20 protein-coding genes are annotated in these 23,771 nt (G+C 71.6%); 15 read left to right on the forward strand and 5 right to left on the reverse strand.

The genetic code is table 11. The features are described from left to right. The first annotated feature begins 18 nt into the window (after nt 1-18). Genes biuH through WMF36_RS23510 form a run of 3 tightly spaced genes read left to right on the forward strand, consistent with a single transcriptional unit; the run spans nt 19 to nt 2,980 of the window. Nucleotides 19-717: a biuret amidohydrolase gene (biuH, locus tag WMF36_RS23500; protein WP_437572972.1), complete on the forward strand. Its 699-nt coding sequence runs from the start codon at nt 19-21 to the stop codon at nt 715-717. Then, entirely contained in the window at nt 717-2,309 is a 1,593-nt protein-coding gene (locus WMF36_RS23505; protein ID WP_437581950.1) for an ABC transporter ATP-binding protein, read from the forward strand. Before biuH ends, WMF36_RS23505 begins: the two co-directional genes overlap by 1 nt. Continuing rightward, complete coding sequence (locus tag WMF36_RS23510) at nt 2,306-2,980, forward strand: cysteine hydrolase family protein (protein WP_437572973.1); 675 nt, start codon at nt 2,306-2,308, stop codon at nt 2,978-2,980. Before WMF36_RS23505 ends, WMF36_RS23510 begins: the two co-directional genes overlap by 4 nt. A gap of 28 nt (nt 2,981-3,008) precedes the next feature. On the opposite strand, the gene WMF36_RS23515 is transcribed toward WMF36_RS23510, so the two are convergent. Further along, nucleotides 3,009-4,199, reverse strand: coding sequence for a BMP family ABC transporter substrate-binding protein (locus WMF36_RS23515; RefSeq protein ID WP_437572974.1), 1,191 nt, complete (start codon nt 4,197-4,199; stop codon nt 3,009-3,011). A 175-nt stretch (nt 4,200-4,374) separates the two neighbouring features. Here WMF36_RS23515 and WMF36_RS23520 point away from each other — a divergent pair, with 175 nt between their 5' ends. Both WMF36_RS23520 and WMF36_RS23525 read left to right on the forward strand, forming a co-directional pair. Then, nucleotides 4,375-4,701 (forward strand): cupin domain-containing protein, encoded by a 327-nt coding sequence (locus WMF36_RS23520; RefSeq protein ID WP_437494711.1) that lies wholly within the window; start codon nt 4,375-4,377, stop codon nt 4,699-4,701. A gap of 461 nt (nt 4,702-5,162) precedes the next feature. Further along, nucleotides 5,163-7,121, forward strand: a complete 1,959-nt coding sequence (locus WMF36_RS23525; protein WP_437572975.1) for a DUF2169 family type VI secretion system accessory protein — start codon at nt 5,163-5,165, stop codon at nt 7,119-7,121. Between the two features lie 171 nt (nt 7,122-7,292). Here WMF36_RS23525 and WMF36_RS23530 read toward each other — a convergent pair whose 3' ends face one another. Continuing rightward, a complete protein-coding gene (locus WMF36_RS23530) occupies nt 7,293-9,221 on the reverse strand; it encodes a type VI secretion system Vgr family protein (protein WP_437572976.1) in 1,929 nt (642 codons plus the stop codon). Nucleotides 9,222-9,387: 166 nt separating this feature from the next. Between WMF36_RS23530 and WMF36_RS23535 the strand changes: the two genes are divergently transcribed. The 7 genes from WMF36_RS23535 to WMF36_RS23565 all read left to right on the forward strand — a co-directional run bounded on the left by WMF36_RS23535 (nt 9,388) and on the right by WMF36_RS23565 (nt 18,103). Next, nucleotides 9,388-10,278: a hypothetical protein gene (locus WMF36_RS23535; RefSeq protein WP_437572977.1), complete on the forward strand. Its 891-nt coding sequence runs from the start codon at nt 9,388-9,390 to the stop codon at nt 10,276-10,278. A gap of 333 nt (nt 10,279-10,611) precedes the next feature. After that, a complete protein-coding gene (locus WMF36_RS23540) occupies nt 10,612-11,694 on the forward strand; it encodes an ABC transporter ATP-binding protein (protein WP_437572978.1) in 1,083 nt (360 codons plus the stop codon). Further along, entirely contained in the window at nt 11,691-12,416 is a 726-nt protein-coding gene (locus WMF36_RS23545) for an ABC transporter permease (RefSeq protein WP_437475460.1), read from the forward strand. Before WMF36_RS23540 ends, WMF36_RS23545 begins: the two co-directional genes overlap by 4 nt. Further along, nucleotides 12,413-14,404: a Gldg family protein gene (locus tag WMF36_RS23550; protein WP_437572979.1), complete on the forward strand. Its 1,992-nt coding sequence runs from the start codon at nt 12,413-12,415 to the stop codon at nt 14,402-14,404. Before WMF36_RS23545 ends, WMF36_RS23550 begins: the two co-directional genes overlap by 4 nt. Further along, nucleotides 14,401-15,447: a DUF4340 domain-containing protein gene (locus tag WMF36_RS23555; protein WP_437572980.1), complete on the forward strand. Its 1,047-nt coding sequence runs from the start codon at nt 14,401-14,403 to the stop codon at nt 15,445-15,447. The genes WMF36_RS23550 and WMF36_RS23555 overlap by 4 nt, the downstream gene beginning before the upstream one ends. Nucleotides 15,448-15,594: 147 nt before the next feature. Further along, the gene (locus WMF36_RS23560) at nt 15,595-16,239 is read left to right on the forward strand and encodes a hypothetical protein (protein WP_437572981.1); all 645 of its coding nucleotides are present in this window, start codon (nt 15,595-15,597) and stop codon (nt 16,237-16,239) included. Nucleotides 16,240-16,243: 4 nt separating this feature from the next. Beyond that, the gene (locus WMF36_RS23565; protein WP_437572982.1) at nt 16,244-18,103 is read left to right on the forward strand and encodes a serine/threonine protein kinase; all 1,860 of its coding nucleotides are present in this window, start codon (nt 16,244-16,246) and stop codon (nt 18,101-18,103) included. Nucleotides 18,104-18,118: 15 nt separating this feature from the next. Here WMF36_RS23565 and xerD read toward each other — a convergent pair whose 3' ends face one another. Then, on the reverse strand, nt 18,119-19,009 hold the full coding sequence (xerD, locus tag WMF36_RS23570; RefSeq protein ID WP_437572983.1) for a site-specific tyrosine recombinase XerD: 891 nt from the start codon (nt 19,007-19,009) through the stop codon (nt 18,119-18,121). 158 nt (nt 19,010-19,167) lie between these two features. Between xerD and WMF36_RS23575 the strand changes: the two genes are divergently transcribed. The 3 genes from WMF36_RS23575 (at nt 19,168) to rpmB (ending at nt 21,561) form a co-directional block, all read left to right on the forward strand. Beyond that, nucleotides 19,168-20,028, forward strand: a complete 861-nt coding sequence (locus WMF36_RS23575; RefSeq protein WP_437572984.1) for an N-formylglutamate amidohydrolase — start codon at nt 19,168-19,170, stop codon at nt 20,026-20,028. Between the two features lie 13 nt (nt 20,029-20,041). Next, nucleotides 20,042-21,127, forward strand: a complete 1,086-nt coding sequence (locus WMF36_RS23580; protein WP_437572985.1) for a hypothetical protein — start codon at nt 20,042-20,044, stop codon at nt 21,125-21,127. Nucleotides 21,128-21,336: 209 nt separating this feature from the next. Beyond that, entirely contained in the window at nt 21,337-21,561 is a 225-nt protein-coding gene (gene rpmB / locus WMF36_RS23585) for a 50S ribosomal protein L28 (protein ID WP_437572986.1), read from the forward strand. Between the two features lie 361 nt (nt 21,562-21,922). Here rpmB and WMF36_RS23590 read toward each other — a convergent pair whose 3' ends face one another. Together WMF36_RS23590 and WMF36_RS23595 are read right to left on the reverse strand one after the other, a co-directional pair. After that, nucleotides 21,923-22,972 carry a hypothetical protein gene (locus tag WMF36_RS23590; RefSeq protein WP_437572987.1) on the reverse strand — a complete coding sequence of 350 codons (1,050 nt, stop codon included), beginning with the start codon at nt 22,970-22,972 and terminating at the stop codon, nt 21,923-21,925. Then, entirely contained in the window at nt 22,969-23,694 is a 726-nt protein-coding gene (locus tag WMF36_RS23595) for a DUF72 domain-containing protein (protein ID WP_437572988.1), read from the reverse strand. Before WMF36_RS23595 ends, WMF36_RS23590 begins: the two co-directional genes overlap by 4 nt. Nucleotides 23,695-23,771: the final 77 nt, after the last annotated feature.

Genomic DNA, 23,771 nt, shown 5'->3' on the forward strand with positions numbered 1-23,771 from the left:
AACAGGAGGACTCGACGCATGACCTACGTGGCCGCTGACCCCTACGCCTGGCCGTACAACGGCGAGCTCCGCCCCGAGACGACGGCCCTGATCGTCATCGACATGCAGACCGACTTCTGCGGCAAGGGCGGGTACATCGATCGGCTCGGGTACGACATCTCGCTGACGCGGGCTTGCATCGCGCCGATCCAGCGCGTGCTCGCGGGGGTGCGCCGCCGCGGCGTCCACGTCCTGCACACGCGCGAGGGGCACCGGCCGGACCTCTCCGACCTTCCGGCGAACAAGCGGTGGCGCTCGCGCCGGACCGACGGCGGGCGCGGCACGGGCGTCGGCATCGGGGATCTGGGCCCGTGCGGGCGGGTGCTCGTCCGGGGAGAGCCGGGCTGGGAGATCATCCCGGAGCTCGCGCCGCTGCCCGGCGAGCCGATCATCGACAAGCCGGGCAAGGGCTCGTTCTGCGCGACCGACCTCGATCTCATCCTCCGCCAGCGCCGCATCGAGAACCTGATCCTCACCGGGATCACGACGGACGTCTGCGTGCACACGACCCTGCGCGAGGCGAACGATCGCGGCTACGAGTGCGTGCTGCTCTCCGACTGCTGCGCGGCCACGGACCCCGGCAACCACGCCGCGGCCCTGAAGATGATCACGATGCAGAACGGGGTGTTCGGCGCGGTCTCGACCTCCGCGGCGCTCCTGGAGGCGCTCGCGTCGTGATGGACCCGCGCGTCCTCTCGAGCCCGGCGGCGAGGCCGATCCGCGCCGCCGCCGCCCGCGACCCCGGCCCGCTCGGGCCGCCCCCGGCGCTCTCCGCCTCCGGGATCACGAAGCGGTTCGGGCCGCTGCTCGCGCTCGACGACGTGTCGCTGCGCCTCGCGCCCGGGAGCTTCCACGCGCTCCTCGGCGAGAACGGCGCCGGCAAGAGCACGCTGGTCAAGTGCATCATGGGCTATCACCCGGCCGACGCGGGCGAGGTGCGGGTCGGCGACGCCGCCCTGTCCATCAGGAGCCCGCGCGAGGCGCAGTCGCTGGGGATCGGCATGGTCTACCAGCACTTCACCCTGGTGATGAACATGACGGTCGCCGAGAACCTCGTGCTCGCGCGCCCGTCGCTCCCCCTCGTCATCGACTGGCGCAAGGAGCGCGAGGCGATCCGCGCGTTCATGGCGCGCATGCCCTTCCAGATCGATCCGGAGCGGACCGTGCGCGAGCTCTGCACGGGCGAGAAGCAGAAGCTCGAGATCCTGAAGCAGCTCTACCTCGGCAGCAGGATCATCCTCCTCGACGAGCCCACCTCGGTCCTCACGCCCGCCGAGGCCGACGAGGTGCTCGGGATGCTCCGGCGGATGGCCGAGGAGCAGCGGATCAGCGTGCTCATGATCTCGCACAAATTCCGCGAGGTGACGGCGTTCGCCGACGAGGTCACGGTGCTGCGGCGCGGCCGGGTCGCGGGCCGGGGCAAGGCCCGGGACCTCACGCCGGCGGCCATGGCCGAGATGATGGTCGGCGCGCAGCCGGCGCACGTCTCCGCGGCGCGCGGCGACGCGCCCCCCGGGGAGCCGGTCCTGCGCATCGAGGGGCTCGCCGCGACCGACGGCCGCGGGCGGCGGGCGCTCGACGGCGTGACGCTCGCGGTCCGCCGCGGCGAGATCGTCGGGATCGCCGGCGTCTCGGGCAACGGGCAGGAGGAGCTCGTCGAGGTGCTCGCGGGCCAGCGGACCGCGCGGGCGGGCGCGGTGCTCGTCCATGGCGAGCCGTACGGCGCCGGACGCGAGCAGACCCGGGCGCACCGGGTGCGGTGCCTGCCCGAGGAGCCGCTGCGCAACGCCTGCGTGCCTGCGATGTCGGTCGCCGAGAACCTCGGCTTCCGCGTCTTCGACAGGCCGCCGTTCACCGCGCTCCGCTTCGGCGTGAGCCGCGCCGCGCTGCGGCGGTCGGCCGAGCGCCTCGTCGCGGAGTACGCCGTCAAGACGCCCTCGGTCGACGCGCCGATCGGCAGGCTCTCCGGCGGGAACGTGCAGCGGGCCGTGCTCGCGCGCGAGCTCGGGTCGGGCGAGGACATCGAGCTCCTCATCGCCGCCAACCCGTGCTTCGGGCTCGATTTCGCGGCCGTGGCCGAGATCCGCTCCCGCATCCTCCTGGCGCGCAACCGCGGCACGGCCGTCCTCCTCGTGAGCGCGGATCTCGACGAGATCTTCGCCATGGCCGACCGCGTCCTCGTGATGAGCGAAGGCCGCATCGTCCACGAGTCGCCGATCGCCTCGGCCGACGTCGCGGAGATCGGACGCGCGATGGCGGGGCACCGATGAGCGCGCGGGCCCCCGAGATCGCGGCGAGCCCGCACCCGTTCCGCCTCGCCGAGCCGGACGCGGTGGCGCTGCTCGTCATCGACATGCAGCGCGATTTCCTGGAGCCGGGCGGCTTCGGCGCGGCGCTCGGCAACGACGTCCGCCGGCTCCAGCGCATCGTGCCGACGGTTCGCCTGCTGCTCGACGCGTTCCGCGAGCGCGGCCTGTCGATCATCCACACCAAGGAGGGTCACAGGCCGGATCTCTCGGACTGCCCGCCCGCGAAGCGGGCTCGCGGCGCGCCGGGCATGCGGATCGGCGATACCGGCCCGATGGGCCGCATCCTCGTCCTGGGCGAGCCTGGCAACGACTTCGTCCCTGAGCTCGCGCCGGCGCCTGGGGAGCTCGTCCTCCCGAAGCCTGGCAAGGGCGCCTTCTACAGGACGGGCCTCGACGCCCGGCTCGCGGCGCTCGGCGTCTCTCAGCTGCTCATCGCCGGCGTGACGACCGAGGTCTGCGTCCAGACCACGATGCGCGAGGCGAACGATCGCGGTTACGAGTGTCTGTTGATCGAGGACGCCACCGAGAGCTATTTCCCCGAGTTCAAGGCCGCGACCCTGGAGATGGTCCGCGCCCAAGGCGCCATCGTCGGCTGGACCGCCCCCGCTGCCGCGGTCCTCAAAGCCCTCTAAATCCCCCGAACCGTCCCAGAGCGCCGCTCTACTGGACGGAGCCGATGGCGCCGTCTACGAGGTAGTTCATGCTCTCGAGCACGAGGTCGGTCTGCTTCTGCTCGACGGCCTCGGCGATGACCACCTTGCCCTCGTTGTCCTTGACCGGCCCCTTGAAGATGACGAGCGTGCCGTCCGTGAGCCCCGCCTTCGCCTCCTCGGCCTTCTTCTTCGCCTCCTCGGAGACGGCGGGCCCATAGGGTGAGATCTTGATGAACCCCTCCTTGAAGCCGCCGCGCAGGAGGTGTTGATACGGCTTTCCTTCGCGGATCCACGTCATGTAATCGGTGTACACCTTGGACCAGTTCCACTCGGCTCCGGTCAGGTACCCCTTGGGGGCGAGCGTTGCCTGGTTTGTGTGGTAGCCGGTGCTGAACGCGCCGCGGCGCTCTGCGAGCTCGATGATCACCTTGGGCGAGTCCACGTGGGCGGTCAGGACGTCGACGCCTTGGTCGATGAGGCTGTTCGCCGCCTCCGCCTCCTTGACGGGCATCGACCAGTCGCCGGTGAAGATCACGGCCGTCGTCGCGCTCGGGTTCACGCTCCGGACGCCCAGCGTGAAGGCGTTGATGTTGCGAAGCACCTGCGGGATCGGCTTGGCCGCGATGAACCCGAGCTTGCCGCTCTTCGTCGTCATCCCGGCGACGATGCCGGACACGTACTCGGCCTCGTCGATGTAACCGAAATAGCTGCCGACGTTGCTCGGGTGCTTCGACGCGTCGTAGAGGCCGCCGCAGTGGAGAAAGACCTTGTCCGGGAACTTCTCCGCCACCTTGAGGAGGTGCGGATCGAAGTAGCCGAAGGACGTCGGGAAGATCACCGCCGCGCCGTCGAGGTGGATCATGCTCTCGATCGTCTTCTGCACGGCGACCGTCTCGGCGACGTTCTCCTCCTCGCGCGTCTTCACGCCGGCCAGCTTGGCGACCGCGGCGGCGCCCTCGGCGTGCGCCTGGTTGTAGCCGTAGTCATCCCGGGGGCCGACATAGATGAAGCCCACCGTGAGCGGCTGGTCGCTGGACGCCTCCTTGCTGCAGCCGGCCGCCGGCAGCAGCGAGAGCGAGAGGAGCAATGGATGCAGGAAAGCGAGGACGCTCCAGCGGCGCGGCGTGTCGGCCCCACCAGGGAGGAGCGGAGTTCTCAGGGTGTTCTTCACCCCCTGGATCTGTACGCGCCTCTTCATTTCCGAGAGTTTTCCCGTCCATGAATTGTTCGCTCCCCACGCGATCGCCGTTGAGCGCGGACCGCTTGCCGTGCCATGGTTCCATCAACATGGGAGATTCGCGATGACGTCCATGAATCCAGCAGCAATGCGGAATGCGGTACCTGGGCATTTGCCGTTCATCGTTGCAGACGTGATGGCGCTCACCGCTCATCCGGACTTGGTCCCGTGGCGTCGCTTCCGGGAAGGTGTCGAGATCCATCGCCTTCACGGGAGCGGCGACGCGGGCTCCTCGGCGGCGCTCCTGCGCTATGCGCCGGGTGCGTCCGTGCCGCAGCACGTCCATCGCGGCCATGAGCACATCCTCGTGCTCGCTGGCTCGCAGACGGACGAGCGCGGGCACCACCGCGCCGGCACGCTGGTGGTGAACACGCCGGGCACCCGACACAGCGTATCGAGCGCCGAGGGCTGCATCGTCCTCGCGATCTGGGAGCAGCCCGTCGTCTTCATCGGATCCATCTGATCCAACTCACGAGGGGCACAGTCCGCGCATCTGGACATCCCCCCGGTCATCTGGACATCCCCCCCGGGTCATCTGGACATCCCCCCGGTCATCTGGACATCCCCCCCGGTCATCTGGACATCCTCCCCGGTCATCTGGACATCCCCCCCGGGTCATCTGGACATCCTCCCCGGTCATCTGGACATCCTCCCCGGTCATCTGGACATCCTCCCCGGTCATCTGGACATCCCACATCCGCGCCCTCCACTCGCGCGCCGGCGAAGCTGGCCGCGGGGCCCCGACGCCTCCAGGTCGCGGGCGCCGGCATCGCCTCCGGCGTGACGGCGGAGTTCGCCCGGACGCGGCCCTGCCGACTCGGATATCCTGAGGGACATCGCTGCGATGCACGTCGCCCGGTGCACGCGGGATGGACGCCCGACGCGCGTCTGATCCCCGCCTGTTCGTCGTCTGTTCTTCACCTGATGCACCTCGTCTGCCAAGGCCTGATACGCGCCAGCTCGCTGGAATGGCGCCCCGGACCCGACGCGTGGGTGCTCACCGTCGCGTGCCATGCGCTGTTCGAGCTCGCGCCGTTCGTGTCGCCGATCACGAGCGGCCCCGCGGCCCCGCTGGAGGACGAGGGGGACGAGCGGCGGTTCGTCGAGCCGTGGGGCCCGGTCGCCCCGTTCAAGCGGTGGGGTGAGGTGCTCGTCGTCGGCCACGCGCACGCGCCCGAGGGCGGCGCGGTGACGTCGCTCATCGCGCGGCTCTCCGTCGGCGACATCGACAAGGCGATCGAGGTCCGCGGCGACTCGTGCTTCGCGCCGGATGGATCGCTCGGCGAGCCCGCGCCCTTCACGCGCGTGCCGCTCCGCTGGGAGCGCGCCGCGGGAGGTCCGCTCAGCTCGAACCCGGTCGGCGTGCCGACGGGCAGCGGCGCGCTCGCCGGTGGATGGGGGCGAGCGCGCGCGCCGAACCTCCTGCCGATGGCGTCGTCGACCGCGATCCGGCACGGTCTCCTCGGGCCCGCCGGCTTCGGCCCGCTCCGGCCGGAGTGGCCCGACCGGGCGCAGCGCCTGCGCCGGCACGCGGCAGGCTGGGATCACGCGCGCTGGACCGAACGAGCGCTGCCCGAGGGCATCGACGCCGGGTACTTCAACGTCGCGCCGCTCGATCAGGTGACGAACGAGCTCACGGGCACGGAGCAGCTCGTGCTCGAGCACCTGCACCCGCGCTTCCCGCGGCTCGCGACGCGCCTCCTCGCGCCGGCGCCGAGCGCGATCGCGGCGCTCAACGGCGTCGAGCAGCGCGTCCCCCTCCGGTGCGACACGCTCGTCATCGACGCCGATCACGGCGTCGCGGCGCTCGTCTGGCGTGGGCAGCTCATGCTCGATCGCCCTCCGGGCGAGGGCGTCGTGCTCGTCAGCCAGGGCGAGCTCGCGCCGAGCCTCACGGGCACGATGATGGCCCCGCTCTCGTCGAGGCCTTCCGCGGTCCTCCCGTTCCTGCAGGCCGCCGCGCAGCTCGCCCCGGAGCCGCCCGCCGGAGCCGCGCCGGACGCGGCCGACCCGCGCTTCCCGCCGGCGGAGCCGCGCTTCCCGCCGGCGGAGCCGCGCTTCCCACCGGCGGAGCCGCGCTTCCCACCGGCGGAGTCGCGCTTCCCGCCGGCGCCCCCGTCGTCGCGCCCCGTCGAGGAGGATCCCGCGCAGACCGTCGTGCCCGCCACGGTGCTCCCGAGGCCCGCGCTCCCGTTCCACGCGCTCCCACCGGAGCGATCCCACGATCGCTCGCTCGCGCCGCACGAGCACGAGCACGAGCCGGAGGAAGAGCCGCCGACGCCGCGAGCGCCGCCGGCGCCGCCAGCGCCGCTCCCGCTGCCGGCGCAGCTCGCGGCGATGCGCGTCGCGGAGCCCGTCCGGGCGGCGGCGACCGCGCCCGACGCCGCCGTTGCCGAACGACATCCGGCGGCTGTCCCCGAGCAGCGTCCCGCCGAGGGGCCGTCCGAGCCGACCTTGCCGGTCGAACCGTACCCCCTCGCGCGGTGCGCGGCGATCGCGGCGCGGCTCGCGAAGCGCCCCGAGGCGCTGGACGCGATCCTCGCGGCGGAGGCGCTCTCGACGGACACGTGGGAGGCGCTGCACGCGCACTGGCTCGACGCGATCCGCGCCGACGTGGGGCGCGGAAAGAGGCGGCTGCTCTCGTCGTACGACGCGGCGTACATCGCGGCGCTGGAGGCCGAGCGAGGGCCGATCACGGCGGCCGAGTACGCCCGGCTCGTCATCGCGTCCGAGCGCGGGAATGACGCCCAGACGCGCGAAGAGCTCGGCCTGCCCGACGGCGTGCTGCTCCGGCTCCGGCGCGTGTGGCTGGAGAGGTGCGTGAAGGATCCGATCGCGGCCCAGGAGGTGCGCGCGGCGATGCGCAGGGCGGCGGAGGCCTAGAGCGACAAACGGGTTGAAACTCCGAAAAAAAGCAGGAATTCACAGGGAGGCGAGGAGGCGGGGAGCGAGAGACGGCGAGAGGGAGAGATTCTTTTTTTTCTTCCTCCCCGCCTCCTCGCCTCCCTGTGAAAATTCTCCGGATTTCAACATGATTGGTGTTCTAGAGGACGACTAGTTGAGGTCGATCGGATCGCCGTAGACCTGCGTGTGGCCGCTCGAGTGGACCGTGATGTCGGTCCCCGAGATCACGATCTTGCCCGACTTCTCGAGCACGATGCTCGACTTGCCGCAGACGATCTCGACCCTGTCCCCGACCCGGGTCGCCTGCACGCTGCCGATCTCCACCGTCTCGTTGTTGCCCACGGCGCGCGATCGGTTCATTCCGACCACCTCGCGCGCGTTGTTCATCACCTGCTTCGCGAAGTCGTTGCCGACGGTCTGATCCTCGTTGTGTCCGATCGCGCTCACGCGATCATTGCCGACGGTGACGTCCTCGTCGTGCTTGACGGTCTTGTGCAGGTCGCGCTCCGCCTGCATCCGGACGAGCTCCTTGCCCGCCGCGTCCTCGAACATGATCTCGTTGTAGCCGCCGGTCTCGGGCGACGAGCTGCTCTTCCAGCCGCTCTGCGTCTTGTTCGCGGGGAGCTTGTACGGCGTCTTCTGGAGGTTCGTGTACACCCGGCCCGTGATGATCGGGCGGTCGGGATCGGCGCCGAGGAAGTCGACGATCACCTCCTGGCCGACGCGCGGCAGGCTGGTGCCGCCGAAGCCGGCGCCGCTCCACGGCTGGCTCACGTGGATCCAGCACGACGACCCGTCGTTCATGTGGCCCTCGCGGTCCCAGTGGAACTGCACGCGCACGCGGCCGAACTCGTCGACGTGGATCTCCTGGCCGGGCGCGCCGACCACGGTGGCGCACTCGACCCCCTGGACGCGCGGCTTCGGCGTGCGGAGCGGCGGGCGGTACGGGACGTCCGCGGTCACGCCCCGGCACGCGTGCCGGAAGGCGCCCGGGACCTCTCCCGTGAGCGTCGACTCGAGGACGAGGAGCGCCCTGTCCGGGCCGAGCTCGGCCTTCGGGTGGTCGAGGAACGAGAGGACGGTGCCCGGCGCGGGATCGATCGTGTTGGTCTCGAAGGTGATCTCGCGGGCCGAGGCGCGCTTCGCGTCGAGCCGCCGCCGCGCGAGCGCGGCCCCCTCGGACTCGTCCGCGCGGTACTTGCCCTTGTCATCGGCGGCAGGCGTGATCTCACCCCGGTCGCTCTCGAACAGGAACGCCCCGGGCACGTAGTGGAACCGCTCGAGCCGCTCCTCGACGCCGCCTGGGCCGGAGGCGCTCGCCACGAGCTCGTACGACGCCGGTCGCCGGGTGTCGTGGTCGCGGACCGTGTACTTGCCCGGGCGCAGCCGACGGGCGACGTGAACCGCGGTGACGTGCTCCTGGTCGGCGTCGGTCGGGTGGTCGCGGAACGCGATCGCGCGGCGACGGGGGTTGCCGTGCGGTCCGTCGTCGAGGACGAGCCGGCTCTCGCCGCCGCTCTCGAAATAGAAGCTCACCCCCGCGTCCTCGAGCATGCGGCAGACGAACGTGTAGTCGCTCTCGCCGTACTGGACGCGGTACTTGCGCTTCCTGTAGCTCCCGGTGAGGCGCAGCGCCGGGGAGATCTCCCACTCCTCGAGGAGCTTCAGGGCGATGTCGATCTCCGACATGTGCTGGAAGATCCGGTGGTTGCGCCGCTGCGTGGCGAGCCACAGCGCGGGGACGAGCGTGAGCTCGTAGGTGGAGAGGTGGCGCTCCTCGACGGCGATCTGCCGGAGGTGGCTGCAGATGCCGGACCACGCGCGGATCTGGTCGCTGTGGGCGGCGAAGCGCATCGGCCGGCCGATGACGGCCTCGAAATCGATGTCCGGGTTGTCCGACACGGCGACGACGCGCACCTCGAAGAGCGCCGACATGCGGTCGGAGACCGTGAACTGGCGCACATCGAGCATGTCCCCGGAGGCGACGTGCACCTCCGCCCGGGCCTCGCCGCGCGCGCGCAGCGCGCCGGCCGCGCCGTTCCCCTTCACCAGATGAGCCGGGTTCGCACCGTCGTCCATACATGCTCCCATGCCCGCGCCTCCCGCACGGGACGTGACGGGGCCGACCGGTGGATGGTACCCGGCGACGCGAGCGCGCCACAAGGCCGGCTCCGGCGCTCGCTATCTCGGCTTTCTCGGGCACAGAGGTTCAGGTGGACCGCACTTTGCCGTAGGCTGGACATCCATGGATCCACGCGGGAAGTCGCTCCCCCCGGGGCCGCTCGTCACGGACGAGGACATCCGGGAAGAGCTCCGGCGGCTGTTCGACGCCGGCCCCGATTCGGGGCTCGTCATCCGGGTCTACGGCGAGTCGGGCGAGGGGGCGGCCGCGGCGGACGCCTTCCGCGAGATGTTCGCGTCGCTGCGCATGTACGAGGGGAAGCCGCAGGGCCAGCCCCTGGAGATCCTCGTCGACGCCCCGAGCAAGGCGCATATCGCCCGCGCGCTGTCCGTGCTCGGCCACAAGCAGCACCAGAAGCGGATCCTCGATCACATCCTCACCACGTTCGGCCGCCGCCTGATCGACCCGCTCGCCGAGATCCTCGACACGACCCCGACCGGCTCGTTGACGGGGCGGCTGACCATGCTGCGGGACATCTTCCTCGCGCACATCGCGGATCTGCGGATGACGCCCGAGTCGCAGCAGATCCTCACGAGCGACCTGCGCAAGCTCCTGTCCGACGACTACCTGGCGATGGTGGCGGAGAACGAGGAGCGCGTGCAGCGCCCGCGCGTGGCGAGGCTCGCGCAGCAGATCCTGAGGCTCGTCGGCTCGACGTTCCACCAGGCGCTCAAGCGCTGGCCCGCGCACGCCGAGCAGATCGCCTCGTCGATCGCGCGGCGGAGCCCGAAGAAGGTCCGGCTGAGCGAGGTACCGAGGCTCATCCGCGGCCAGATCACCGACGGCATCGAGGAGTTCCTGTGGATCGAGACGAGCGCGGACATCGAGGGCGCGCTGCGCCCGATGCTCGCGGAGCACCACGACGTATTGCCGGTGAAGCAGGCGACGCTCGAGCGCTCCACCTACCGGGAGTTCGCGGACGCCTGCTGGGCGATCATCGCCGAGCATTGCTGACGGCGGGTCGAGCGCGCCGCCGGCTCGCCTCCCGTCGCCCATCGTCGCCGGACGCCGACGCTTCCATCGTCGCCGGGCACCGACCTCCTCGCCGGACGCTGAGATCCTGCACGTCCCGGTCGTTCTGCTCACCGCCTCCGCCACATGTCCCGGTCGATCGCGTCTGGCGGATGGGCTGTTGCCCTCCGGAGGGCGACCCCGCCGGCGCCGCGTGGGGAATGATTTCCGTCACCCGCTGTTGTAAGGGGCCGCTGGCGCCTGGACCGCCGCGCTCAGCGGCGTCCGATTCGCCGGCGCGGAGAGCTTCTTCCCTGCGCGGAGGGGTGCACGGCCGTGATCGAAATCAGCGACCTATATAAGTATTACGGCGACCGGAAGGCCATCGGGCCCCTGTCGTTCTCCATCGAAACGGGCGAGATCGTCGGGCTGCTCGGCCTGAACGGCGCCGGCAAGACGACGACGCTCCGGATCCTCGCCTGCGACCTCCTGCCATCCGCAGGCCGGGTCCTCGTGGACGGGCTGGATGTCGTCGACCACCCGCACGAGGTGCGGTCCCGCATCGGATATCTCCCCGATCGGCCGCCGCTCTACGAGGAGATGAGCGTGCGCGCCTTCCTCCACTTCGCGGCGCGCCTGCGCGGCGTCGAGCCCGGCGCCGCCGACAAGCGCGTGGCCGAGGCGCTCGCGGTGACGCAGCTCGAGGACGTCGCCGCCGATCCCATCAGCGCGCTGTCGCACGGCTACAAGCAGCGCGTCGGCATCGCCCAGGCGATCGTGCACAAGCCGCGGCTGCTCGTCCTCGACGAGCCGATCAGCGGGCTGGATCCGGTGCAGATCGTCGAGATGCGCTCCCTGCTCCGGAGCCTGCGCGGCGAGCACACCATCCTGCTCTCGAGCCACATCCTCTCCGAGATCAGCGAGACGTGCGATCGCATCCTCGTCATCCGGGACGGCGAGATCGGCGCGCAGGGGACCGAGCAGGAGCTCTCGGCGAAGCTCCTCCACGGCGTCCGGATCGAGCTCACGGTGCGCGGCCCCGCGGCCGAGGGCGCCGGCGATCGCGTGACGCGCGGCGAGGCGGCGCGGGCGCTCGAGCTCGCCCGCGAGGTCGAGGGGGTCACGTCCGTCGAGCAGCTCGCCACGACCGAGCCGGGGAGCGACGTCGTGAGCTTCGCGGTCGAGGCCGATCGCGACGTGCGGGCGGCGCTGTGCGCCGAGCTCGTGCAGGCGGGGATCGGCATCCTCGAGGTGAAGCGGAGCGAGCGCGAGCTCGAGTCGGTGTTCCTGCGGCTCGCCACGCGCGCGCCGCACGCGACGAAGGGCAGGCCCGCCGCCGCCGACGGGGCGAGGGCCGGCGGCCAGGCGAAGAAGGCCCCTGCTGAGGAGCAGGCGGAGGAAGGCGAGGGCGAAACATGAGAGGGACATTGCTCGTCGCGCGGCGGGAGCTGTCCGCGTACCTGAGGTCACCGCTCGGGTACGTCGTCGCCGCCGCGGCGTTGCTCATCGACGGCATCTACTTCCAGGTCGCGGCGCTCGGATCGGGCGCGCGGCTGTCGGCGGAGGTGCTGCTCAAATTCTTCGACGGCACGGCGTTCATCACCATGGTCGCGGCGCTCATCCTCTCGATGCGGCTCATCGCCGGCGAGCGCGAGAGCGGGACGCTCATCCTGCTCAGGACGGCGCCCGTGCGCGACGGCGAGATCATCGTCGGCAAGTTCCTCGCCGCGCTCGCGCTGGTCGGCGTGATGACCGCGATCACGATCTACATGCCGCTGATGATCTTCGTGAACGGCAAGGTGTCCGTCGGGCACATCCTGGTCGGCTACTCCGGGGTGCTGCTGCTCGGCGCCGCGTCGCTCGCGATCGGGCTCTTCGCCTCGACGCTCGCGGCGAGCCAGGTCATCGCGGTCATCCTCGGGGCGGCGATCCTCGGGACGCTCGGCTTCCTGTTCCTCGTCGCCCGCGTGACGGCGCCGCCGCTCAACGACTTCGTGAGCGCGCTGAACCTCTACCCGCTCAACCAGAAGCCGTTCCTGAACGGCGTGCTCCGGCTGGAGAACGTCCTGTACTACGTCGCGGTCGCGTACTTCTTCCTGCTCGCCGCGACCCACACCCTCAGGGCACGGAGGTGGCGGTGAAGGACCAGAAGACTCAGGCCGACGAGGCCGAGATCAGCGGCGAGGAAGCGAGCGCCGCGCAGCGCGCCGCCGCGCCTGCGCCGGGCTCAGAGCAAGAGGCCCTGCCGGCGCCCGCCGCGCAGCCCGGGGCGCCCGCGCTGAGCGCCGGGGGCTGGATGGTGCCGGCGTACGCGGGCGCGCTCCTCGCCATCTTCCTGGGCGAGCGCGTGGTGCCCACGATCGATGGGCTCCGCTACGCGCTGTCGGGGCTCGGGCTCCTGACGCTCGTCCTCGTCACGGCGCTGCGCTTCGCGACCGCCGTGCGCGAGACGGGCGAGCGCCGCGTCGTCGAGCGCGCGCTCGCGATCCTGTCGGCGCTCGGGGTCGTCGCGGTGGCGGCCTACTTCACGACGACCGACGCGGGGCGCAACCTGCTCGGCGTCTCGCAGGCCGCGCCCGAGCTGCGCGCGCGCATCGACGCGGCCACGATGGTCGGCTGGATCGCGCTGCTCGTCATCGCGACGGTGCCGCTGTTCTTCGGCGAGGCGGCGCTCGCGCCGATGCGGCGCGCCGAGCGCATCGAGGGCCGGCGGGTGCGCGCCGCGACGCTCTCGGGCGTGACGCTCGCGTTCGCGGCGGTCTACTCGGCCCTCTTCGTGTACGCGGCGAGCCAGCTCGATCTCAAGGCGGACTTCTCGTACTACCGCACGGCCCGCCCCGGCGAATCGACGAAGCGCGTCGCCGAGAGCCTGACCGAGCCGCTCAAGATCACGGCCTTCTTCCCGCAGCAGAGCGAGGTGGGCGCCGAGGTCGAGGGCTACCTGCGCGAGGTGAAGGCGGCGTCGCCGCAGGTCACCGTGGAGATGCAGGACCGGCTGCTCGTCCCCGCGCTCGCCAAGGAGGCGAAGGTCACGCAGGACGGCGTCATCGTGCTCTCGCGCGACACCTCGCGCGAGACGCTCACCATCGGCGCCGACATCAAGACCGCGGGCGCCAAGCTGAAGAGCCTCGACGCCGACTTCCAGAAGGCGTTGCTCAAGGTGATCCGCGCGCAGCGCACCGCCTACTTGACGGTCGGCCACGGCGAGATGAACGAGGCGACCACCGCGGCCGAGGGGCGGACGGCCAAGAACCTCCGCAAGCTGCTCGAGTCCCAGAACTACGCCATCAAGGATCTCGGGCTCGCCCAGGGGCTCGGCAGCGAGCTCCCGAAGGACGCGGGCGTCGTCATCGTGCTCGGCCCGCAGAAGGAGTTCCTGCCGGAGGAGGTCGCGGCGCTCAAGCGGTACGCCGACGGCGGCGGGCACCTCCTGCTCGCGCTCGATCCGGAGGCCAAGGTCGACCTGTCGCCGCTCGCCGGCGCCGTGGGCCTCACGTGGAAGCCCGAGGTGCTGGCGAACGATCGGGTCCACGTGCGGCGGCGCTTCAACGACTCGGACCATGCGATGCTGGTCTCGACGCGGTACTCCTCGCACGCCTCGGTCTCGACCTTGAGCCGCCACGCGCAGCAGGCGCCGACGATCTTCCCGGGCGCGTCGTCGCTCGACAAGGCCGAGGGCGGCGACCTGAAGATCGACTTCGTCGTCCGCTCGCTGGGCGAGACGTTCGCCGACGCGAACGGCAACTTCAAGTTCGACGACGGGAGCGAGAAGCGGAACGCCTACAACCTCGCCGCGGCGGTCTCGAAGGAGCTCGCGCCCGGCGGCGGTGACGGCAAGGACAAGAAGGAGCTGCGCGCGTTCGTGGTCGCCGACGCCGACGTGTTCAGCGACGCAGCATTCAGGAACGAGCCCAACATCGTGCTCGCGCTCGACGCGTTCCGGTGGCTCGGCGGCGAGGAGAGCTTCGCCGGGGAGATCACGACGAACGAGGACGTCCGGATCGAGCACACGAAGGAGAAGGACCAGGTCTGGTTCTGGGCCACGATCCTCGTGGCGCCGGCCATGGTGCTGGGTCTCGGGCTCTTCATCACGCGCCGCGGGCGGCGCGCGAGCGGGAGGCGCGCATGAGGTTGGATCGCAGCTTTTTCGTGCACCTCGGTCTTCTTGTGGTCGCGACCTTGTTCGCGGTCGTCGTCTGGACGCGCGACAAGACGGCGGCCGCGCTCTCGGTCGCGGACGTGACCGTCTGGGCCGGCCGCGCCGAGGACGTCGAGCGCATCACCTTCGAGGGCAAGTCGAAGACCGTCGTCCTCGAGGCGAAGAAGGACAAGGACGGCCGTTACTTCGTCGGCACGACCGAGCGCAGGACGACGCCCCCGGCCGACAAGCCGAAGGACGACGCCCACGAGGACCACGGCGACGAGCCGCACGACGACCCGCCCGCGGAGCCGGAGCCGACGGTCAAGACGACGACGTTCGTCTCGGTGAGCGGCGGCAACAAGCTCGCCGAGATGATCGCGCCGCTGAAGGCCCTGCGCTCCATCGGCCGCATCGCGGACGACCGCGCCAGCGAGTTCGGCCTGGCCGAGCCGGAGGGCACGATCACCGTCAAGCTGCGCGGCGGAGAGCGCAAGCTGGTCGTCGGCGGTGCGACCCCGGGCGGCGCGGACCGCTACGCGCGCGACGAGGCCACCGGCGAGGTGTACGCCATCAAGGGCGACGTCTACCGCGATCTCGAGACCGCGGAGTCGCGGCTCATGGAGCGGGAGCTGCACGAGTGGAAGGACGTCGATCTCACCCGGGCGCGCGTCATCGCGGGCGACAAGCGCCGCGAGCTCGTGCGCAGCGGCGATGAGGGCAAGAAGTTCTGGGCCGATCCAGCGAGCCCCGAGCAGAACGACGAGACCGTCGGCAACTGGATGAGCAAGCTCGACCGCCTCCGCCCCACGGAGTACGTGGCCGCTGCCCCGGAGCAGAAGGAGGTCGTGGCGCGCATCGAGTACACCGGCCGCTCGGGCGACATCGGCTTCATCGAGCTCGTGAAGGGGCCTCCCGGGGCGAGCGGCAAGCCCGACTACTTCCTGGTCACGGAGCGCACCCGCCTCTACGGCAAGGTGCCCGTGGGCGTCGCGGAGCAGGTCGAACAGGACGTCGGCGCCGTCGTCAAGTAGCCGCTGCGCCTCGCGAGCGCGCCGGGGCAGCCCCCCGGCGCGCTCGCCGTTCCAGGGGCCGCCGACCGCGTCCCGCGGCGCAAGCTGCCCCCCCGGCATCGCTCTTTACTTGCCGTCCCGGGGCCGGTCCTGCAACGCTCGTGCGCAATGATCTTCCGACGATGGCCCACCCTGGCGCTGAGCGCTGCGGCGGCGCTCGCCACGGCGTGCAGCTCGCCGCCTCCACCGCAACCCGTAACGCCGGCGCCGGTCGTGACCGCGGCGCCCGAGCCTCCGGCCCCTCCTGCCCCGAAGCCCTGCAAGGCGCTCGACGAGCAGTGCCAGGCAGAGGAGTCGACCCGGGCGAAGATCGCCGGGAGCTCGCTCGTGCTCACGCCCGCGAAGGGCTGGACCTACGCCCAGGCAGAGAGCGCCACGGTCGCGCAGGCCGCGGACGAGGGCCCTGCCCTCGCGACGGCGCAGGTCGACACGGGTGAGGGCAAGCAGGCGGCCGACAAGCGCGACGCCGCGCTCGAGGCGCTGGCGCGCGAGATCAACGTCACGCTGCCCAAGAAGAAGGTGAGCTGGAAGAAGCCCGACGACGTCAAGGAGATCGCCGGCAGGAAGATCGGCCTGTGGCAGAGGGAGGGCGCCGCGCGCGGGGCCAGGAAGGGCCCGCTGCTGATCTTCGCCGACGCCGGCAAGGACGGGGAGGTCGTGATCGGGCTCGGCTTCGTGCCGGACGACGACAGCTCCGGCGCCGACGCGACCATCCTGCAGTCGATCGAGTCGATCTCGGTCGCGGGGGAGTGATCTCGTGACGGCACCGAACGTCGCGCCGGGCAGCGTCGTCGCGGGGAGGTTCTCCGTCCGCTCGCTCCTCGGCTACGGGGGCGCGACGGCCACCTTCCGCGCGGTGACGGCGCAGGCGCGCGACGTCGCCCTCAAGCTGTACTCGCCGGCCATCGGCCAGCGGCCGGACGCGATGCAGCACCTGCAGCGGTACGTGGCCGAGACGAACAGGATGCCGCACGAGCTCGTCGCGCACATCCTCGAGGCCGGCTACGACCCGGGGACGGCCGCGCCCTTCACGGTGACGGACATGATCCACGTCCCGTCGCTCGCGGAGCTCGCGCTGCGCCGGCCCATGAGCTTCGAGGAGGTCGGGGCGATGCTCCGCTCGCTCGCGGCGGTGCTCGACGCGGCGCACGCGCGCGAGGTGCCCCACCACGGCCTCAAGCCGAGGAACCTGTTCATCGACCCGAGCGCTCCGGGCAGCGTGAAGGTCACCGATTTCGGGCCGTCCGTCGCGCGGAGCCTGCTGCCGACGTCGGAGGGCTACGTCCTCTCCGCCCCGTGGCTCGCGCCCGAGCAGCTGCAGGCGGGCGCCCCAGCGGGCGCCGCCGCCGACATCTTCTCCGCGGCGCTCGTCGCCTTCTTCGCGCTCACCGGCCGCTCGTACTGGCGATCCTGCCAGGGTCAGGTGGACGTGCCGGCCTGGCAGCGCGAGCTCATGGCGCCGCGCCTGTCCGCGTCGGCGCGCGCCGCGGAGCTCGGCGTCCCGGTGAGCCCCGTGCTGGACGCCGCCTTCGCGCGCGCGCTGGCGCACGATCCGCGCGATCGTTTCCGCTCCGCGAGCGAGCTCGCGGCCATGCTCAGCGGCTTCTCGGCCGCGGCGATCGAGGTGGGCTCGACGCTCGCCCTGTCCCCCTCGGCGAACGAAGCGCCCGGGCCGCCGGCCCACGCCGTCCCCGCGGCGGGCGCGCCCGCGCCTCTGCCGGCGGCCGACGCGACGCAGCTGGCCCCTTCGCCTTTTTCACCGTCGACGCAGCTGGCCTCCTCGCCTTTTGCGGCATCGACGCAGCTGGCCCCCTCGCCTTTTGCGGCATCGACGCAGCTGGCCCCCTCGCCTTTTTCACCCTCGCCGCCGCCGCCCCCCGCGCCGTTCTCGCCCTCGCCGGCCCTGTCATCTTCACCGCAACCGCCGCACCCTTTCGCTGACGCGAACCGCGGGCAGGCGCCGTCGCCTGCGGCCCACAGCGCTGCTGCCGCATCCCCTCGGAGCGCCGGCGCGGTGCTGACCGCGGTCAGCGCGCCGCGGTCGCCCTGGGGCAAGGCGGCTTCCCTGACGGTGGGGATCGCTGCGGTGCTGCTCGTCGGGGGCACGGCCGCCGCGTGGTACGTCATGGATCGCAGGGAAGAGCCGCAGCCGAGCCCCGCCGCATCGACCACAGCTTCCTCCATGGCCCCCGTGCCGACGGCCGCGCCCGCGCTGCCCGAGCCGACCGCGAGCGCGCAGGCGGCCGATGCCGGAGCCCCGGCGACCGCGCCCCCGATCGATGCAGGCGCCTCGACCGACGCGGGCGTGGCGACCGACGCGGGCGCGGCGACCGACGCGCTCGTGAAGATCTCCTGCAAGCCCGTCGCGTGCGAGGAGATCACCGTCGATGGCAAGGCGACCCGAGCCCCGGAGGCCGAGCTCGCGCTCAAGCCGGGAGTGCACAAGGTCAGCGTCAAGCGCACCGGCTACTTCCCGCGGAGCATGAGCATCGTCGTCAAGGCCGGCACGCCGCTCGTGCAGGAGTTCCAGCTCACCCAGATCCCCCCGGCGCCCGCTCAGCCCGCGGGGCAGGCCACGAACAAGCCTTGCGGTAAGTTCCTCAAGCGCTGCAAGTAGCCGCGGTCCGCGCGCTCACGCGCGAGGGTGCGCCCGTCGGTACGCGGCGCGCACATGATCGTCGGCGAGGTGCGTGTAGATCTCGGTCGTCACCAGGTTCGCGTGGCCGAGGAGCGCCTGGACGCTCCGGAGATCCGCGCCCCCTTCGAGCAGGTGCGTTGCAAAGGAGTGGCGGAGCTTGTGCGGCGAGCTCGGCTTGCCGATCCCCACGGCGCGCGCGTATCCCCCGAGGAGCTTCCACACCGCCTGCCGGGTGAGCGGCCCGCCGCGGGGGGACAGGAACAGCACCTGCGTCGCTGCGCTGCGCGGGTGCGTGGCGCGCGCCTCCAGGTACGCGTCGATGGCCGCGAGCGCCGGCTCGCCGAGCGGCACGAGCCGCCGCTTCCCGCCCTTGCCGAGCGCCGTCACGATCCCCTTGCGCCGCTCGATGTCGGCGACCTTGAGGCGCACCACCTCGCTCACGCGCAGGCCGGCTGCGTACATCACGTGGAGCATCGCGCGATCGCGCAGCCCCTTGAAGCTCCCCTGCTCGGGCGCCTCGATGAGGAGCGCGATCTCGTCGAACGAGAGCACCTTGGGCAGCCGCCGCCCGACCCTGGGTCGCTCGATCAGCGCGCATGGATCCCGCTCGATGCGGCGCTCGCGGAGCAGGAAACGCATGAACCCGCGGACCGCAGAGAGGTGGCGAGCCGCCGAGCTCGCGCTGATACCCGCCTGACCGAGCGCGACCAGGTAGGTGCCGATCAGCGCCTGGTCGATGCCGTCGACGGTCGAGATCCCGGTCGCCTCCGCATGGGCGACGAGCTTGGCGAGATCGTGCCCGTACGCCTCGAGCGTCAGCGGCGCCAGAGCCCGCTCGACGCGGAGGTGGTCCAGGTATGCGTCCACCCAGGTCGCGAGGTCCACAGCCAACGCTACTGCGGAACCGGCCAAGTACGCCAGAAAGCCGGGCGGAGCAGGTGCCCCCAGGATGCCCCGGACGGCAACACTTCGTCCTTACCTTCCGGTCAGGAACCTCCCCGTCCTGGTTCCAGCCGGACGCGGAATGCGTCACAGTGGGCCTCGTGGTGTCAGCCTTCGAGGTCGTCGAGCCCCGCGGAGCGGAAAGCCCGGTCCTCGTCGAAGTACCGCACGCGGGGGTCCACATGGATCCCGAGTCGCTGTCCTGGACCATCGCGCCTGCGCGCAGCATCGGGCGCGACGCCGATCTCTACGTGGACGCGCTCTTCCAGGACGCTCCGGCCGAGGGAGCGACCCTCCTGTTCTCGCGGATGAGCCGGCTGGTCGTCGATCTCAACCGCAGCGAGTCCGACTGCGACGGTGACGCGGTCGAGGGCGGCGGCCGGGCGCCGTTCCCGAGGGGGCTCATCTGGCGCGTGACCACCGACGGCGAGCCCATCCTTGGCGCTCGACTTCCGAGGCGGGAGGTCGAGCGCCGGCTCGACCTCTTCTATCGCCCCTACCACCGTACCCTCAGCGCGATCCTCGCCCGCAAGCGCGAGCGCTTTGGCTTCGCGATCCTCCTCTGCGCCCACTCGATGCCGAGCCAGAGCCGCCGCGGCCATGCCGAGGGCGCGGTCGGCCGAGCCGACATCGTCCCCGGCACGCGCGGACGGACGACCGCCGCGAGCGCGGTGATCGACGCGGTCGATCAGCACGCGCGCGCCTGCCACTTCTCCGTGCGTCATGACGACCCCTACAAGGGGGGTTTCAGCACCGCGCACTACGGCCAACCGCGCCGTGCTGTCCACGCCGTGCAGATCGAGATTGCACGCCGGCTGTACATGGACGAGCAATCCCTCGCCATGGATGGGCAAGGATTCACTACCGTGCGAGACTTCGGGCGCACCCTGGTCGCGCGGCTCACCTCGGCCGAGCTGCTTGGTCAGCTCCGCAGCAACCCCATCGACGCCCGTGAGATCTGATCCAGCTCCATCCATGGAAAAGCCTTACGGAGAGGCGAACCGCGACCGCCCGCCAGCGAGCCGTCGCGCGATCGCCGAACGGGACAAGGCAACACCAGCCCAGCCGGAGGGCGCCGCAGGCGGCGACAGCCCGGCCGAACCGCCCCCGGCAGGGCCTCCTGCGGCGCCATCCGGCGCCGCGCCGGTCGAGCGGCTCTCCGGGTCGAGCCCGGCCATCTCGCTCGAGGATCCGCCCGCGAGCGCGCGCGAGCATGTCACAAAGCCGCTGCTCGCGTCCGAGGCGCTCATGGAGGACCTGGCGCCGATGCGTCCGGCGCAGGACGCGGCGCGGGTCTGGTGCGCCGTGGTGGGCGTGAGCTTCCTTCTGTTCGGTGGCCTGTCGGTTGCGGGGCTCCGCCCGGACGGCGTGGTCGCGGGGCCGCCTGCGTTCGTTCTGGGCATCGTCACGCTGTTCACCGCGCTCACGTCGGTGAGCTACAGGCAGCGCGCCGTCGCCATGGTGGTGCTGGGGACGATCGCTACCGTCATCGGCCTCCAGAGCTCCGGTCCTGCGGTCGGCTGGGGCGCTGCCCGGGCTGGGGCGGCGATAGCGCTCCCGGCGGCGCTCGTCTTCCGGTCCCGCTACAGGGCGTACACCGGCGCCCGCTGGCTGCTCGTCGTCGCGTTCCTTGTCGCGCTCCCCTCGTTCGGGCATGCCGTCGCGCAGCTCGCCTTGCTCGATCCGCACCTGGGCCAGCTCGGCGCCCTGATGGTGATCCTGGCGGTGCTCTCGAGCCTCACCGGTTTCATGGGGTCGGAGACGACGGGCGCCGGTTCATCCCTTGCGGTCGCGGTGGTGCTCGCCTTCACGGCCGACCTGGTCGTCGGCAGGCTCACCCAGCTCAGCGCCTTCTCGCCCCGCGATCTCGTCAGCGTACTCTCCGCAGGCCTGGCGTTCGCCGCGACGTCTGCGATCACGAGCCTTGGCCTGTTCCAGATCCTGGCCTGGCGTCTCGCCGCCGACGCCCGGCGTATCGATCTGCATCGCCCCGACAACGACGACAACGACAAGGATGGCCGGGACCGGCGACCGCCCTCGGGCGGGGAGTGGCTGACCTAGCTCCGCGGGCGGTCCATCGCCCCCTCCGCGGGCGATTTCCGGTGCATTGCGGCGAAGTACCCCCGGTGGACGCTTGACATGTCCCCCGGCTTCCTTCACTTTCCCGCGCTCCCGAGCCCCCCTGCTCCCCCGCGCAGGGCGTGCGCCCGGCCAGCTTGTTCGATACAGGATCGGGTACCGAGTCCGGTCCCCTTCCAAACGAGGACGTCATGGCGAAGAGCGACATCACTGGGAAGCGGAAGCTGCTGGCGCAGAATGTCTCCCACTCCAACATCAAGACGAAGCGCTGGCAGCTCGCGAACATCCAGACCCGGCGCGTCTGGGTCCCCGAGCTCAACCGCTTCGTGAAGCTCAACCTCACGACGCGTGACATCCGCACGATCGACAAGATCGGCGTCGTTGCCTACGCGAAGCGCTACGGCGTCACGCTCTAGCAGGAGCGGTGCTCGGTCGCGTCTGGAACAGCGAGCCAGCGAGTACGACCCCGACGAGAAAACCGCCAGGACGCCAAGGACACCAGGAGAACCGAAAGTTCCTCTTCGTGGTGCCCTTGGCGCTTTGGCGGTTTGATCGCTTCTCGTAGACCAGCGCCATGGCCTCCGCGCTGACGCGCCCGCCGGAGGTATGGCTGCCTCTTCGGGCCAGCAGCGCTCCCCCCACAATGCCTTCGACGGCCCGCGCAGGCTCTCCGGCTAGCCGAACCCGCCCGGCCTCTCGCGCCCGCTTCGGCTAATCCGCTCGGCTCCCCTGCGTCGGCTTCGGCCGATCGGTCGGCCAGCCTGCGCCGGCGTCGCCTCAGCCCTCTGCTGGCGGTGTCCGTGCCCCTGCCATGAATCCGGCCGCGAGGTTGACCGCGCGCGCGTCGCGGTCGTCGCGCAGGACGGCGATGGCGCCGTCGGCGCTCAGCTGCGTGCGGACGTCGTGGAGGGCCGCCTCGAGCGCGTTGCCGCGGAGGAGCGCGCCGAGGGCGGTCACGTCGAGCTTGGGCCTGCCGGTCACCGCGATCGCGGCGGCGAAGGCGCTGCGCTGGAGGATCGCGATCGGCGCCGCCGCCGGCAGGGGCGTGCCTGGGGCGAGGCGCGTGATTCCGCGGCGCACCGGGACGGCGTCGCGGCCGAGCACGATGTCGAGCTCGGGCACGGTGATCCCATCGTCGGTGCGCGCGTAGGCCAGCGCTGCCACCGTACCCCATCCGTCGCAGGCGACGATGGCGTCCGCGGGTCGCGCCAGGTCCCCGACCGGCCACGGCGCCTGGAGCGCTGTCGCGCCCTCCGCGATCGTGGTCGACGCGGCCTCCACCTCGGCCGGGACCGCCTCGGCGAGGTCTTCGGCGGTCAGGGTCCCACCGGCGACCGGCCCGCCCACGGCCAGCAGCGCCCGCTCCACGTCGCGCGCCCGGAGCGCTATCGCGCCGAGCGAGCCGACCTCGCGGAGCAGCTCGGCGCGCCCGCTGGCGCCCGCGCGCTCGGCTGCGGCCACGCCGGCCCGAACCAGCTCGCGGAGGCGCGCGCGCCCGAGGTAGCCGTGCAGCAGGACCAGCATCCCGAGCGAGCGCGGAACCGCGACGCGCGCGGCCTCCGGCACGCTTTGCCCGTCGACGAACCCGCGCGGGCGCGGCGCGCCGCGCCCAGGTTGGCTCGCCCGTCCATCGAAGGCGCGCGCGCCCACGCCGACGCCTGCCGCAAGCGCGACGGCGGGCGCGAGCAGCACGTCGGGCTGCTCGCCGGCTGCGGCGAAGAAGCCGGCGATGATCGCATCGATCGCGCTGCCGGACGACTCGAGCGCGGCCCGAGCGGCCGAAGCCGCGAATGCATCACTCGCCGTGGCCGCCGCGCCGCGGATCACTGCTCCTCGTCCTCGGCGACGAGGGTGTTCGGCATAGGCATGGTAGGCCTTACCACGGCGGAAGATGTTGAGCGATCGGGCTTGCGCGCGAGCGACGCCGCGAGCTGGGACTTGATCTGTGGCGCGCGGTCGCCCTCGACGACCAGGAACACCTCACGCCGTCCGCGCAGGCGATCGGCGACGCGCTCGAGCGCGGCCGCTCCAATCGACGACGACTTCCCGAGCGCGCGCAGCCGTGTGTAGACGATCGGCCCGGGCGGCGGCGCGTCGCGCGCGACGTCGAGCACCGGGATGACCTTCGCGATGCGCGCGGTCGCGACGATGTCGTCGCGCTCCCACATCCCGGAGGGCTCCCAGCAGCGCACGACCCCTTCGGCGGGCAGGCGCTCGAAGAGCGCCGCGACCTTCTTGCGGTTGCTCGCCGTCGGGCGGAGCGACGGCGGCGTCTGGAGCACGACGCACCGGGCCTCGAGCACGGCCGCCACCTCGAGCGAGGTCGAGAGCGCTTCGTCGAGCTCGTTCCCCGCCGCGAGCTCGCCGACCACGCGCGGCAGCACCACGCTGAAGACGAAGCCCGGCGGCACCGCTTTGCGCCACTTGCGCAGCGTGGTCGCGCGGGGCAGCGACGTATCGATCGGACGGAGCTCGACCAGATCGAAGCGATCTTTGTACTTCTGGATATCCCCCTTGAGCGAGGGCAGTCCGACGAGGAGGCGGGCCATCAACGCGGACTCTTAACCCAGGTTGCGCGCCGATGCAGCGCGTGGCCGACCGCGGTGTGATTTCTCATTTAAGGCTC

The organism is Sorangium sp. So ce887, from assembly GCF_051521455.1.
Lineage (GTDB): Bacteria > Myxococcota_A > Polyangia > Polyangiales > Polyangiaceae > Sorangium.

Bases quoted from the DNA above. Each gene is read 5' to 3' on its own strand.
- WMF36_RS23520 (WP_437494711.1), top strand. From the start codon at position 4,375: ATGGCGCTCACCGCTCATCCGGACTTGGTCCCGTGGCGTCGCTTCCGG.
- WMF36_RS23545 (WP_437475460.1), top strand. From the start codon at position 11,691: ATGAGAGGGACATTGCTCGTCGCGCGGCGGGAGCTGTCCGCGTACCTG.
- WMF36_RS23535 (WP_437572977.1), top strand. From the start codon at position 9,388: ATGGATCCACGCGGGAAGTCGCTCCCCCCGGGGCCGCTCGTCACGGAC.
- WMF36_RS23515 (WP_437572974.1), bottom strand. From the start codon at position 4,199: ATGAAGAGGCGCGTACAGATCCAGGGGGTGAAGAACACCCTGAGAACT.
- rpmB (WP_437572986.1), top strand. From the start codon at position 21,337: ATGGCGAAGAGCGACATCACTGGGAAGCGGAAGCTGCTGGCGCAGAAT.
- WMF36_RS23595 (WP_437572988.1), bottom strand. From the start codon at position 23,694: ATGGCCCGCCTCCTCGTCGGACTGCCCTCGCTCAAGGGGGATATCCAG.
- WMF36_RS23555 (WP_437572980.1), top strand. From the start codon at position 14,401: ATGAGGTTGGATCGCAGCTTTTTCGTGCACCTCGGTCTTCTTGTGGTC.
- WMF36_RS23560 (WP_437572981.1), top strand. From the start codon at position 15,595: ATGATCTTCCGACGATGGCCCACCCTGGCGCTGAGCGCTGCGGCGGCG.
- biuH (WP_437572972.1), top strand. From the start codon at position 19: ATGACCTACGTGGCCGCTGACCCCTACGCCTGGCCGTACAACGGCGAG.
- WMF36_RS23530 (WP_437572976.1), bottom strand. From the start codon at position 9,221: ATGGACGACGGTGCGAACCCGGCTCATCTGGTGAAGGGGAACGGCGCG.
- WMF36_RS23505 (WP_437581950.1), top strand. From the start codon at position 717: ATGGACCCGCGCGTCCTCTCGAGCCCGGCGGCGAGGCCGATCCGCGCC.
- WMF36_RS23510 (WP_437572973.1), top strand. From the start codon at position 2,306: ATGAGCGCGCGGGCCCCCGAGATCGCGGCGAGCCCGCACCCGTTCCGC.
- WMF36_RS23525 (WP_437572975.1), top strand. From the start codon at position 5,163: ATGCACCTCGTCTGCCAAGGCCTGATACGCGCCAGCTCGCTGGAATGG.
- WMF36_RS23580 (WP_437572985.1), top strand. From the start codon at position 20,042: ATGGAAAAGCCTTACGGAGAGGCGAACCGCGACCGCCCGCCAGCGAGC.